11 protein-coding genes are annotated in these 12507 nt (G+C 60.0%); 4 read left to right on the top strand and 7 right to left on the bottom strand.

Going from position 1 to position 12507, the window contains the following annotated elements:
- Positions 1–4: 4 nt before the first annotated feature.
- Complete coding sequence (locus DXY31_RS09505; RefSeq protein ID WP_114993530.1) at positions 5–1210, bottom strand: NAD(P)/FAD-dependent oxidoreductase; 1206 nt, start codon at positions 1208–1210, stop codon at positions 5–7.
- A gap of 58 nt (positions 1211–1268) precedes the next feature.
- Between DXY31_RS09505 and hisB the strand changes: the two genes are divergently transcribed.
- The 4 genes from hisB to DXY31_RS09485 all read left to right on the top strand — a co-directional run bounded on the left by hisB (position 1269) and on the right by DXY31_RS09485 (position 5523).
- Positions 1269–1877, top strand: a complete 609-nt coding sequence (hisB, locus tag DXY31_RS09500) for an imidazoleglycerol-phosphate dehydratase HisB (protein ID WP_066905059.1) — start codon at positions 1269–1271, stop codon at positions 1875–1877.
- Between the two features lie 59 nt (positions 1878–1936).
- A complete protein-coding gene (locus DXY31_RS09495; protein WP_114993660.1) occupies positions 1937–3424 on the top strand; it encodes a carotenoid oxygenase family protein in 1488 nt (495 codons plus the stop codon).
- Positions 3425–3535: 111 nt separating this feature from the next.
- Positions 3536–4246, top strand: a complete 711-nt coding sequence (locus tag DXY31_RS09490; RefSeq protein WP_114993529.1) for an SIMPL domain-containing protein — start codon at positions 3536–3538, stop codon at positions 4244–4246.
- A 41-nt stretch (positions 4247–4287) separates the two neighbouring features.
- Positions 4288–5523 carry an MFS transporter gene (locus DXY31_RS09485; protein WP_114993528.1) on the top strand — a complete coding sequence of 412 codons (1236 nt, stop codon included), beginning with the start codon at positions 4288–4290 and terminating at the stop codon, positions 5521–5523.
- Here the strand turns inward: DXY31_RS09485 and DXY31_RS09480 are convergent.
- The 6 genes from DXY31_RS09480 to DXY31_RS09455 all read right to left on the bottom strand — a co-directional run bounded on the left by DXY31_RS09480 (position 5456) and on the right by DXY31_RS09455 (position 12463).
- Positions 5456–7030, bottom strand: a complete 1575-nt coding sequence (locus DXY31_RS09480) for a BCCT family transporter (protein WP_114993527.1) — start codon at positions 7028–7030, stop codon at positions 5456–5458. The genes DXY31_RS09485 and DXY31_RS09480 overlap by 68 nt on opposite strands.
- A 25-nt stretch (positions 7031–7055) precedes the next feature.
- Complete coding sequence (locus tag DXY31_RS09475; RefSeq protein WP_114993526.1) at positions 7056–8243, bottom strand: FAD-dependent oxidoreductase; 1188 nt, start codon at positions 8241–8243, stop codon at positions 7056–7058.
- Positions 8240–9295, bottom strand: a complete 1056-nt coding sequence (locus DXY31_RS09470; protein ID WP_114993525.1) for a Glu/Leu/Phe/Val dehydrogenase dimerization domain-containing protein — start codon at positions 9293–9295, stop codon at positions 8240–8242. Before DXY31_RS09470 ends, DXY31_RS09475 begins: the two co-directional genes overlap by 4 nt.
- Positions 9295–10332 (bottom strand): SAM-dependent methyltransferase, encoded by a 1038-nt coding sequence (locus tag DXY31_RS09465; protein ID WP_114993524.1) that lies wholly within the window; start codon positions 10330–10332, stop codon positions 9295–9297. Before DXY31_RS09465 ends, DXY31_RS09470 begins: the two co-directional genes overlap by 1 nt.
- 77 nt (positions 10333–10409) lie before the next feature.
- Positions 10410–10997 carry an RdgB/HAM1 family non-canonical purine NTP pyrophosphatase gene (rdgB, locus tag DXY31_RS09460; protein WP_114993523.1) on the bottom strand — a complete coding sequence of 196 codons (588 nt, stop codon included), beginning with the start codon at positions 10995–10997 and terminating at the stop codon, positions 10410–10412.
- Between the two features lie 2 nt (positions 10998–10999).
- On the bottom strand, positions 11000–12463 hold the full coding sequence (locus DXY31_RS09455; RefSeq protein ID WP_114993659.1) for a phosphoglucomutase/phosphomannomutase family protein: 1464 nt from the start codon (positions 12461–12463) through the stop codon (positions 11000–11002).
- Positions 12464–12507: the final 44 nt, after the last annotated feature.

Genomic DNA, 12507 nt, shown 5'->3' with positions numbered 1-12507 from the left:
GAATTCAGGGCTGGGTTGTTGAAGGCAACATCACTGATCTGAGCAGACTTCTGACGAACTGTTCGGCGGTGCGATCGATTCCCGCGAGCATGTTGTCCATTTCCTTGAAGCTTCTTTGCCACTCAACCCGCCGACTTTCAAGGTTGCTCTCATAGGTGTGTGTGATCGTTTCAACAGTGCAGCCGGTTTGAAATCCTTTGCTCAGGATCTGGCCGGCCAGCTCTCCGCTGTGAATGGCGCGGTCGATCCCATGCCCGATCATGGGGTCGACCAGTGAGGCCGCATCACCCGTGAGCAAAATCCCCGAGGGGGATTGGGGCAGGGGGTCGTCGTTTAAAACCGGAATTCCCCAGGTTCTGATGGCGTCACCTCTTGGAGCATGCTGACGGGTGAGCGCCAGGAGATCGCGACCGCTGAGTGGTGGAATGTCGCGGTGATGACACCAGTAGATGCCAGCGTTGGTTCCGCCATTCACTGAAAACCGCCAGGCGTAGGAGGGGTTGCGAGGCCACTGATAATCCATCAGTGAAACGTCCGGAGTGTCAACTTCGTCGCGCTTGGAATATCTTCGGCTCGCCAATGCAATCGGTCGCGCAGCGTGTTGTTCACGCGTCAGGTTCTGCACAACTGAGGAAACCCCATCACACCCCACCACCACCTCGGCGGTGATTTCGAATTTCCCTTGCACCTGACCCTTGCGGCTGCGAATTGTGCCTGCGACGCACCAGGGATCAGAGGCTGAGTGACGGTGGAGCGTTTGCACCTGCCAACCGAATTCCATGGGCAATCCAGCTCTCGCGCAGCACTCAACCAGCCAGTTGTCGAGGTCGATACGGCGAATGCTGTGAAAGGACGCTTCCCTCGTGCGCAGGCCAGTGCCCTGAAGGGAGTAGCCACTGGCTTCCGCGAGGGTGGGCGTCAGCTCCGCATAGCTGGGTTTGCGTGTCTCACTGACAGATCTCTGGATGATCGTGGAGGGGATCTTGTTCTCTCTCAGGAAACGGAGCGCATCGCCTGTCAGGGCATCACCGCAGATCTTGTCTCTCGGGAAGTGGGCACGATCAATCGCCAGCACTTCAAGACCACTTTTCGCTAGCCCCATTCCGCAGGCTGTGCCTGCGGGGCCGAGACCCACGATCAGAACCTGAACCCTTCCTTTGACTGGCGCACTGCTCTTCTTTACGTCGGTGTCAAGGTCGGGGAATTCCATGGTTGTGGTTTCTGATTGCTTGCTCGTGCGGCACGATGAAGTCACTGAAAGCAATGGGATGACGCGACAAGGCGAGATCCATCGAGTGACCGGTGAAACCGATGTCAAGGTGTGCCTGGATCTTGACGGCAGTGGCAAGTGTCAGGCCAGCACCGGCGTGCCCTTCCTGGATCACATGCTCCATCAGATCAGCAGCCATGGCTTGATTGATCTTGAGATCAATGCGGTGGGTGATACCCACATTGATGACCACCACTCCAATGAAGACGTGGGCATTGCCGTCGGACAGGCTCTGGCGCAGGCCCTGGGTGATCGGCGCGGCATCGTGCGTTTCGGTCACTTCGTCGCTCCGTTGGATGAAGCGCTGGTGCAGGTCGTGCTGGATTGTTCCGGGCGCCCACATCTCTCCTACAGCCTCAGCATTCCAAATCAGAAGATCGGTCGCTACGACACAGAGCTGGTCAAGGAATTTTTCGTGGCGGTGGTCAACAACAGCGGGCTCACCCTCCATATCCGTCAGCTGGATGGAACCAATTCCCATCACATCGTTGAAGCCTGTTTCAAGGCCTTTGCCCGGGCCTTGCGTATGGCAACGGAGATTGACCCGCGGCGTGCAGGTGCGGTTCCCAGCAGTAAAGGTGTGCTTGAGCAAGCAGGGGCGACCTGAGTCTTCGCCGCGCTTCACAGTCCGTTACGAGAAGATGGAGATCGCCGCTGTTGTTCTCCGTGACCGTCGCTCCCGCCGCTGAACGTTTCAACCGGTCGGAATGGGCCAGCGCCTTCCGCAATGTGGAGCAGGAGCTCACTGACGTTGCGCTACAGCCGGTGAGGGGCAAGGTGCCATCAGAGCTGCTGGGAACCCTCTATCGCAATGGCCCTGGGCTACTGGAGCGTGACGGCCAGCGCGTCCACCATCCCTTTGATGGTGACGGCATGATCACCGCGATTCAGTTCAATGCTGAGGGGGTTTCTCTCACCAATCGTTTTGTGCGCACTGCTGGCTGGCAGGCCGAGGAAGCGGCGGGCAAGGTGCTGTATCGAGGTGTTTTCGGAAGCCAGAAGCCTGGAGGCCCGCTGGCCAATGCCTTTGATCTGAGGTTGAAAAATATTGCCAACACTGGCGTTGTTCAGCTTGGTGACCAGCTGCTCGCGCTCTGGGAAGCGGCCGAACCCCATGCGCTCGATCCTCGAACCCTCGACACCCACGGCATCAGCCTGCTGGGAGGTGTTCTGAAGAAAGGTGAGGCCTTCAGTGCCCATCCTCGCTTCGATCCCGGACATCACGATCGCCCGCGCATGGTTACCTTCGGGGTCAATACCGGGCCACGCAGCACCATCCGTTTGATGGAATTCGCCACCGAAGATGACTCCGCCGCCGGGATCAAGGCAGGAGATCTTCTCAGCGACCGACGTGACAGCTTCAACGGCTTCGCCTTCCTGCACGATTTCGCCATCACACCCAACTGGGCGGTGTTTCTCCAAAACGCGATCGACTTCAACCCTCTTCCGTTCGTGTTTGGCAGAAAGGGTGCGGCCCAGTGCCTGCAATCCAAGCAGGATGGTCAGGCCAAGTTCTGGCTGATTCCACGCGACAGCGGTGCCTTTGCAGGCCAATCCCCGCGAATTGTGGATGCGCCCGAGGGCTTTGTGTTTCATCACCTCAACGCCTGGGAACAGGAGGGTGATGTGGTGGTGGAGAGCATCTACTACAGCGATTTCCCCTCGATCGGCCCTGATGTCGACTTTGCGGCGGTTGACTTCGATCTAATTCCCGAGGGGTTGCTCGAGCAGTGCCGCATCAACTTGCAGAGCGCCACGGTTCAGACCACGCGTCTGAGTGAACGCTGCTGTGAGTTCGCGATGGTGAACCCTGAGAAGGAAGGTCTTCACTGCCGCTTCGCCTGGATGGCAGCCGCAGCGCGCGAGCAGGGTAATGATCCGCTTCAGGTGGTCAAAAAGCTTGATCTGGTTAGCGGTGAGCGCCAGATTTGGAGTGCCGTGCCCCACGGCTTTGTGAGTGAGCCATTGATGGTTCCCAGGCATGGGGCAAGCGCTGAAGATGATGGCTGGGTGCTGGAACTGGTGTGGAACGGTGATCGTGAGGGTTCTGATCTTGTGATCCTCGACGCGGCTGATCTGCGTGAGCTGGCGGTGTTCGAGCTGCCGTTGGCGATACCCCATGGCCTGCATGGCAGTTGGGTTGATGCCAGTTGACTCAGTCTGATTCGGTGGTGTCTGAAGCAGCGCCGGTCACGGTTCTGCAATCTTTCTAGGCGCCGCCTGACTTAGACAGCGACTCAGGTTCCTTTCGCTGTTTCGCTCGTGATGCCTTCTGAGCTGAATCCCCCCTTGATCTCCTTGGCAGCAGCAGTGCTGCTCGCTCCAGCCGTCTCGCTGCTGCCGCATGCGGCCAAAGCCGAGATTCAGGGTCCTGTTTGCCGTGGCACTCTTTTGCAGCTGAATCTGCGCGAGAGCGGTGAAAGCCGCACGGATCGTTTCCGTTTCAACCTGCGGCTCGAGGCGGAAGCTTCAACGAGTGCGGCTGCGCTGGAACAACTCAGTGCCCGTCAATCCAGGCTGCGCGATCAGTTGGAGCCCTTGGTCGTCGGACGGCTTGTGATTCCGGCACCCAATACCTTTGCCATGGCCGGTTCTCAGCCATCAAAGGGCTACCGGGCCTCAACAACCATCACCGGAACGGTTGGCCGCAGCAACTACGAACCCCTGATCCAGCGCGCAGGCCGTTTGCCGGGTGTCCGTCTCCAGGGCATGACCTCCCTGCCATCTGCCGAGGGGCAGGATCGGATCCAAGACCAACTGCTTGAGAGGGCTCTTGAGCGCGGTCGTAGGCAGGCTGAGCGGACGGCAGCTGCTCTCAGACTTCGTCGAGTTGCGTTGCTGCGCATTGATCAACGCAGTCATGCCTCGGTTCGTCCTGCCGCGATGGCGGTCAGTGCGGCGCCACGGTTTAGGCCTGAGGAAGCGCCTCTGCCCACAGCCAGCCTCACTCTTGCGCTTGATTACTGCCTCAGCTGAGCCATTCCCCCACACTGATCTTCAGCTGGCGGCAGAGAGTCATGGTGGGGAGACGCAGCGATCGGCTGCTCTGGGTCACGAGCCTTCTGTTCGTGGTCTGGCTGGTCTGGGTGGAAACCAGCTTTCAGTATTTCGAGAGTTCCCTGGGATCGGAGCTGCGTTTGCACTCCGCGGGGGTGGCCCTGGTGGCCGGCAGTTTTTTGTTGCCATACGGCTTGGTACAAGTGCCCGTTGGTCGCCTGATTGACCGGGGCAAGGTCGAGCTCTGGCTGCTGCTGGCTGCGTTGGCTGCAGCGTGTTGCAGCCTGGTGTTTGCCAGCAGCGACAGCCTGCAGGGGCTGCTGTTGTCTCGCATCGGCATCGGCATGGCCTGTGCTGTGGCTTTCCCTGCATCCGCGTTGTTGGCGCGACGCAGCCTGCCAGCGGATCGCTTCGCCCTGGCCATGGGCTTCACCGATGGTTTGCTGGGAATCGGTGCTGCTTTGGCGGCCGTGGTGCCCCTGTTGCTGGGCCCTTCCGGTTGGCGGGATCTAGTGCTGCTTCAGGGCCTTTCACTGGCTTTGATAGTGGCGTTGCCGATGCTTCTGCTCGGGGCCAGCCGTCGCTCGCCGGCCATGGCGCCAGCTGCCGAGCAAAACATTCCTGTGCAGCGCTGGACCAGGACTGGATTGAACCGCCTGATTCAGTGCTGTCTGCTTTATGCGTGGGGGCTTGGCTTTGTGTTCGGGATGGCTCAGTACGGCCTGCTTTCCAGCCTGAGGGGCTGGTCTAGTCCACTGATGGAGAGTCTCACCCTGATCATGTCGATCGGTCTGGTGGTGGGGATGGTTGGCAGCGGGGCTCTTGGCGGACGCCCTCAGCAGCGTGGACGCCTGCTGCTGGCCGGCACTGTGATCACCTTGCTATCGCTCTTGCTGCTGATCATGCCCTCGCTGCCGCGTGGGGTCTTGATGCTGCCCGCCTTCAGCTTCGGTGTCAGCATCGGTACATCCGTTTTGGCGTTCCCGATCGCGGAAGCTGCTGCGCCTTCAGGTCAAACGGCCCTGACGGTTTCGATCGTCAACACCTCCGGAACGGTGATGGGCGGATTGATGACGATCGTTTCAGGGCTGATTCTTCAGGCGTCTCCACAGGGAGACCTGTCGTTGGTGCTTCTGATCTATGGCGCACTGGCCCTGTTTGGTGTGGCAATGGCCAGCTGGATCAGTTTCAGCCCTGAGCCGGCTGGCGCTGACGCCATTCCTTCCAGGCCAGGCGCGGTGCAGTCCAGAGACTGAGCAGAACCAGAGGGGTGACAGGCACGGCAGTGATCACAATGAAGGCCTGCAGAGCGTTGATCGAGGTGTTGTCGCCCAGACTGGTGCCGATGCGCAGCAAAACCAGGGTGAGGCTGCCGATCATCAGTGCCCAGAACAAACGCAGCAGGGCTGGTGGCGTGCTCTGAGCACTCACCACCATGGCTGCGGCGTAACTCATCGAGTCGGCACTGGTGGCCATGAACAGCACCACCAACACGAGGCCGACAGGAATCAGAAGCCATGACAGGGGAAGCTGGCCAAGAATCGCCAGCAGTGCTCCCGACTCTCCGCTTGCTGTGAGCGGGCCGCTGATCGAGCCGGGGTTGGCGAGCTCCAGCTGCATGCCGGAGCCGCCGAGCAATGTGAACCAGATGTTGGTCATGATCGGGCAGAGGATGGCAACCGCCAAGACCAGTTCGCGCAGAGTGCGGCCGCGGCTGACTCCGGCCGTGAACAGACCCATCAGCGGTGCGTAGCCGAGGAACCAGCCCCAGTAAAAAACAGTCCAGCCATTCACCCAATTGCCAGGGCTGCTGTTGGGTGCCAGGGCCATGCGCGGCAGATTGGTGAGGTATAGGCCGAATGCGCTGATGAAGTGCTGAATCAGCCACAGCCCTGGGCCTAGCAGCAGCAGAGCAGCGGCAAGAGCGAGGGTCAGCCAGACGTTCAGCTCAGAGAGCCATTTGATGCCGCGTTGAATTCCACTCACAGTGGAAGTGGCGAACACTGCTGTGAGCAGGACCACCACCAAAGATTGCAGTCCGGCGCTGTCTGTGAAAGCCGGCAGCATCCCTGCAGCGTTACTGAGTTGGAGAGAGAGAAAACCCAGAGGTCCCACGGTTCCTGCAATGGCCGCCACCACAGAGAGTCCGTCAGCGAGATCTCCCAGGGGACCTTCCACCCAGCGGCTGGGAAGGATGCCCACCAACAGCGTGCGCGGCCTTAGAGGTTCGCCCCGTTGCTCTTGGATCGAGAGTGTGATGGTCACCGTTGTTGCGACCAGGGCCCAGGCCAGGAATCCCCAGTGCAGGAAGCTCACGGCCAGGGAGGGATCGACTGCAGCTGCAGTCGATCCCTCAACTCCGGCGAAGTAGGGCGCTGGATTTCCGAAGTGAAACAGGGGTTCGGCCGCAGACCAGAACACGCCGCCGCCGGCCAGCAGCGTGCAGATCAGCACAGCGCACCAGTCGAAGAATTTCAGGCTTGGTTTGGCATCAGCTCCTCCAAGGCGCAACTTGCCGATCGGGCTGACCGCCAGCACGATGGCAATCACAAACAGCAGCAGCACCATCCACTGCCATAGACCGCCGAGAGCATTGCTGACAATGGCTTTGCCGGAGCTCGTGAAATGCTTTGCAAGTTTGAGGTCAAGGGCTGCGACTACGAGAAAAACCAGCAGTGGCCCTGCTCCGATCAACAGGGGTCTGCGTCGCCACCACGGGTTAGTTTCAGGCGCGCCGTCCTGGAGGGTTGATGGGTCGGGCAAGGGAGATGTTTTCGCGAGAGGGTCTTCAGGCGCTGACGGCTTCGCGCTGGTGACTCCAGCAGGAAAGATCCACAGCAGGGGCTTCACCGCTGGCCAGTCGTGCCAGCGAGTCGCCGATTAGGGGAGCGAATTTGAAGGCTTGGCCAGAGCCGCCGGCAAACAGGCTCAGTTTGGGGCTCAGACGGTCCAGTACGAAATTGACATCACTGGCCATCGAGTAGGGACTGATCACCGTTTCGACCCGTTCTTGGACCCCGTCAACTTCGTTGAACAGGAACGTATCGAGCAATTCGACCAGCCTTGCGGGTGGCTCGGTGGTCATGGCATTGGGTTCTGCGACACGCAGCTCTTTGGGTGCCCAGTCGATTCCCGCCTTGATTCGCGGCCGGCCGTCGTTGGTGTGGCTCAGCACCGGGAAGCCGTAATAAAGACCGCCGTCATCGCCGCGCTCCTTCTGGAAGCAGAACCATTGCGGATAACGATCTGCTAAAGCAGGGTCCACGGTGTAGTGAGCCCAGAGCATGGGCCATACCTCGAGTTTCGGCGCGAGACCCAGTGGAGCCAGCATCAGTTGGCTCCAGATGCCACAAGCTACGACCAATTGTTCGGCGGCAATGTGATGTCCGCTCTCAAGCGTGACCCCACCTCCGTCGGCATCCAGGTTGGCCACCGGGCAGTGCTCGATCAGTTGATGTCCAGCGTTGCGGGCCGTGCGGATCCAGTGGGCAACCACTTTGTCGCTACGAACCGCACCAGCGGTGGGTTCAAACAGTCCAGTGAAATCGCTCTTTGGTTTCAGAGGAAAACGCGTTGAGATCTGATCGGCATTGAGGGCTTCATAGGGGATGCCCTGTTCGTCCATGACCAGGCGGGCTCCTGGAATCGAGCCTTCGATTGTCTCCTCATCCCAGCTTTCGCCGTAAAAAAGCAGTCCATGGGTTTCGCGCAGCTGTTCTCCTGCGTGAATCTCTTCCTCACGCCAGAGCCTGTTCGCCTCTTGCGCCAGACGGCAGAGAACGGGATCTGAATACATCTCCCGGAACATCCGGGTTTCGCCAAAACTGCTGGCTTTGGCGTGTGCCAGGGTTTTGGCCTCGAGCAGCACCACGTCAGTGATCCCAAGACGGGCCAGGGACGCGGCACAGCTAAGACCGGCCATGCCACCGCCGACAATCACCACTGCGGCCTTGGCAGGAAGAGAAGCTGAGCTCATGCCATCTCTCCGAAGCTGAGGCCGATTGGGTCGGTCTCCCGTTCGGCGGTCACTTCACCCAGAGCAGCTCCAACTGAAAGGCCTTGATCACGCTGATTTAGGTAGTCAGTGGCTCTTTGGCGCACCTCACCACGCACGAAATCGTAGACATCATCAGCACCTGCATCTTTCCAGGCGTCGGGTGAGAAGCGCTCAATTGAGTCAGCGATCACGGCACCTGCATTGACCAGTGGATCCGGCAACACTCGGATGCCGCTGCGACGTAAGTCGTCGGCTAGTTGCGAATTCTGGAACGGTGCATTGGCGGCTGGAACCACGGATTTGACCCTCAGAGCCGAGGCGATTTCAGCATTGATCAGACCTGAGATCGAACAGGGCAGCAGCAAATCCAGCTTCAGCTCCCACCAGGGACAGTCCTGAGGCAGAGGAGTGGCACCAGGAAAGCCTGCACGGTCCTGGCTGAGATCCACAGTGAACACGGTCCAGCCATGCTGAACCAAGACGCGAGCCACCGTGCCGCCGACGGCGCCACATCCATGCACCAGTGCTCGACCCGGTTTCGCGTCAGCCAGGGATGATTCGAGCACCGCTTCAACAGCGCCGAGAGTGCCATGAGCCGTTGCTGCGCTGGCATCAACAGGACTGCCGACGGCTGCCAGCACATGGGGAGTGAGCTCGGTCAGGCGCTCCATATCCTCCAGGCTGGTATTGAGATCACAGCCTGTGATCATGGCTCCGTCGAGAGACTCAAGAAGCCCCGCGGTGATGCTGATCAGTTCGTCCTTCACCGCGTCTGGTTCGGCGGCGCGCGCCACGATCTTGCCGCCTGCAAAACCAGTGCCGTAGAGGTCGTGTTTGTGGGTCATCAGACCAGCAAGTCGCTGACCATCAGCAATGCAGGCCTCATCGCTTGGGTAATTGAGCAGACGCAGGCCGCCGTTGGCCGGGCGGCGTGCATCAGTGTTCTCGGCCACCACGAATACCGATAGATGGTCTGAGACATGCTCAGCTAGCACCGAAACGTCCGGCGCGGGTCGGGTTGTTGTTGTCATCAGGCCACTTTCTCCATCATTTGGTGGTGCTCCACGTAATCCAGGCTCCAATCGGAGGGGGCTTCCGCGATGCGTTGCTCCAGGCGGCGGTACACCTCATCTGCCGCTGCATCCCCAGCAGCGCTGGCGAAGCTATGGCGGCTCCAACTGCGGATCGTGGCCATGAGTCCAGCCGCGAAGGCTGCCGTATCGCGATTCTCCTCCCAGCGGCGGCGGTAGGGGCACTTGACGTACACCGTGCGCTCATCCACCAGGCGCAGACCATTGCAGTAAGGCGCTGAGCTCTGATCTTTCAGAGGCGCCATGAACTCATCGGGTGACTTGTAGAAGTTCAGCACCGTTCCCTTGCGGTATTGCTCCTCGGAGATCACGCCTTCGTCGGCAAGGCCCTTCCAAATCTGATGCAGTTGGTCGTGCACATTGCGGGTTTCGCCGCCGTTGTGGCCGAGGTAACGACCCTGTTCATCCCGTGAGAGGTTCACCGTCAGCAGGCGACCCCCAACCTTGAGCTCTTTGCTGCGCAATTCCAGAATGTCAGTCCAGTCTTTGAGCGCCTGTGCGGTGAAGCGTTGCAGAGCATCGGCATCGCTGGATGCCAGCACATGGGTGTGGGTGTTCAGCGGACCTGGCGACTCACTCAGCCAGTGCATGGCGGTGGCGGAAAAGCCAAAACTCACCGTGTTGGGACCTACAGATGGCTCGTAGAAGCTGCGGGCACTCACCAGCACCGTGGGTTTGGGAGTGCGCGGAATTTGCAGTGCCAGATTCTCGGCCAGGGCAACGTTGTCGTTGCTGGGCAGGTCATTGCCGATCAGGGTCAGGTGGGCCTGGGGCTGGTTGGCATGCAGGCGGTCCAGCACCTGGTGCCATAGACCTACGGCAGTGCCTCCATCAGCGGCGCCGTAATCGATCAGGACATAGCTGTCAGCAGCAGCCAGTTGGTCAACACAAGTCAGGGCCCAGTCCGAGGCGGCTTCGATGCAAAGCAGAGCGCCTTCAGTCTGTGCGCTGTAACCGGTGGTCATGGCGATGGCCATCGACCTCGTCAGCGACAGATCACACCGTACAGGAGCTATTTGTTAGAGCCTCGTCACAATCAGTGCATCCCTGGGTTTCACTGCTGAGACAGCAATTGTCGCAGGCGTGGTTCCAACAGTGCGAAAGCCCGACCACGATGACCGTGGGATTTTTTTTCCTGCAGAGACATTTCAGCGAAGGTTTTCTGAGTGCCTTCAACTTCAAAAATCGGGTCGTAACCGAAGCCCTGATCTCCCCTCGGTGATCGAGTAATTGATCCCTTGCACTGCCCCTCCACCTCGAGCAGCACCGTGCCGTCAGGAGCTGCCACGCAGAGAGCTGCACAGAAGCTGGCGTTGCGATTGTCTTCACACTTAAGCGCCTGCAGGAGTCGAGCGATCCTTTCCGGATCGCTCGGGGCATAGCGGGCGGAGTGAACACCTGGAGCTCCATCAAGAGCATCCACGCTCAGACCTGAGTCGTCCGCGAGAGCCCACTCCCCTGTCTTGGACGCCACGGCAACGGCTTTGATACGGGCGTTAGCGGTAAAGGTGCTGCCTGTTTCCTCAACGTCCAAACCCTCTGGTTGGGCTTTCACCTTCAGCGGCAGTCCTCTCAGCAGGCCTTGAAATTCCCGCACCTTGCCCTGGTTGCCGCTGGCAATCACCAGTGTTTGTGTGCCCATGCTTAAGCGCTCTCCGCATAGCTGCGGGCCCAGGCGAGCACGGCCGCCACTTGATCGCTGTCGGGTGCTTCGCAATACAACCGCAGCAGTGGTTCAGTGCCGGAGAAGCGCAGCATCAACCAGTGGCTGGGGCCAAGTCTGAGTTTCACGCCGTCGGTTGTGATCACCTCCGACACGGTTTGTCCTGCCACGTTCTCCGGAGGCTGGGTCGCCAACAGATGCTCCAGGCGTCGGCGTGACTCCATATCGGGAAGGCGCAGATCGAGCCGGTCGTAGTGACTCGAGCCACCGCAGCGCTGACGCAGAGCCTGCATGCGGGCTCCTAGCGGCATTCCGCCCTGAACCAGGGCCTCCAGCACGAGCATGGCCGCGAACAGCGCATCACGTTCAGGTAGGTGCATGCCGAAGCCGACACCTCCCGACTCCTCTCCGCCGATCAGCACATCACCCGCCAGCATCTCTGCAGCGATGTATTTGAAGCCCACAGGAAGTTCAAGGACCTCCCTGCCCAGGTCCTCAGCCACCAGGCGCATCAGGTCCGAACCGCTGACCGTCTTGACCACGCTTCCCGGCAACTGCCTGGCTCCAGCGAGATGGTCGATCAGCAGAGGCATCAGTTGCTGGGTGCTGCAGAAACAACCGTGCTCATCCACCGCCGCGATGCGGTCACCATCGCCATCGAAAACAAGGCCCACTGCAGGCTGCCCATGACGACTCGAGGTTTGAACCGCTGCGATTAGATCCTGCAAGTGAGAGGCAAGCGGTTCTGGAGGGCAGCCACCGAAGAGAGGATCACGCTGGCTGCGGATCTCAGAGACAAGACCTTTGGCATCCGAGCCGAACAGATCAGACACACAACCTGCCGCAGAGCCATGCATTGGGTCCACGATTACCCGCAAGCCCATGGCCTTTAGCCCAGAACTGATGGCGCCCAGATTCAGCTTGGTTCGCAGGCCTTCAAGGTGTTCGTTGCGCGCGTCAAAGCGTTGCAGCTCCCCAGCAACAGGAACGCTGGTACTGCCTGCGGCCAACCGCCGCTCCACCGCGGCAGTAAACGTGCCGTCCACCGATCCCCCGAAGGGTCCTTTGATTTTCAAACCCAGCCATTCAGGCGGGTTGTGGCTGGCGGTGATGACAAGGGCTCCCAGCGCTCGGCGCTGCACTACGGTCCAGCTGCATGCCGGTGTGGGAACAGGAGTGCTTGTGAGCAGTGGTTCCAAGCCAACTCCGCGCACTGAGGTGGCGATCGCTTCAGCAAGCTCAGGTGCCAGGAACCTCCGGTCGTAGCCGATCACCACGGTTTTGCTGTTGTGCTGATCCGGTGCTTGATGGGCGAGTTCCTGTGCAGCTGCTGCTGCCACCGGCAGTAACCGTTCAACGGTGATGTCCACCCCGAGGACACCCCGCCATCCATCGGTGCCGAAACGGATCGGAGCTGCGCATAGAGGGAGGGGGGCCGACGCCATGGCATGCCTGTAGTCCATCTGGATTTAGCAGTTGGCCGCCTTAA

Origin of the sequence: Synechococcus sp. UW179A, assembly GCF_900473965.1 — a bacterium.
Lineage (GTDB): Bacteria > Cyanobacteriota > Cyanobacteriia > PCC-6307 > Cyanobiaceae > Synechococcus_C.
This window is presented reverse-complemented; position numbering and strand designations above follow the sequence as displayed.

Excerpts from the sequence above, each read along its gene's own strand:
- DXY31_RS09505 (WP_114993530.1), bottom strand. The coding sequence starts at position 1,210 with ATGGAATTCCCCGACCTTGACACCGACGTAAAGAAGAGCAGTGCGCCA.
- hisB (WP_066905059.1), top strand. The coding sequence starts at position 1,269 with ATGACGCGACAAGGCGAGATCCATCGAGTGACCGGTGAAACCGATGTC.
- DXY31_RS09490 (WP_114993529.1), top strand. The coding sequence starts at position 3,536 with ATGCCTTCTGAGCTGAATCCCCCCTTGATCTCCTTGGCAGCAGCAGTG.
- DXY31_RS09485 (WP_114993528.1), top strand. The coding sequence starts at position 4,288 with ATGGTGGGGAGACGCAGCGATCGGCTGCTCTGGGTCACGAGCCTTCTG.
- DXY31_RS09475 (WP_114993526.1), bottom strand. The coding sequence starts at position 8,243 with ATGAGCTCAGCTTCTCTTCCTGCCAAGGCCGCAGTGGTGATTGTCGGC.
- DXY31_RS09470 (WP_114993525.1), bottom strand. The coding sequence starts at position 9,295 with ATGACAACAACAACCCGACCCGCGCCGGACGTTTCGGTGCTAGCTGAG.
- DXY31_RS09465 (WP_114993524.1), bottom strand. The coding sequence starts at position 10,332 with ATGGCCATCGCCATGACCACCGGTTACAGCGCACAGACTGAAGGCGCT.
- rdgB (WP_114993523.1), bottom strand. The coding sequence starts at position 10,997 with ATGGGCACACAAACACTGGTGATTGCCAGCGGCAACCAGGGCAAGGTG.
- DXY31_RS09455 (WP_114993659.1), bottom strand. The coding sequence starts at position 12,463 with ATGGCGTCGGCCCCCCTCCCTCTATGCGCAGCTCCGATCCGTTTCGGC.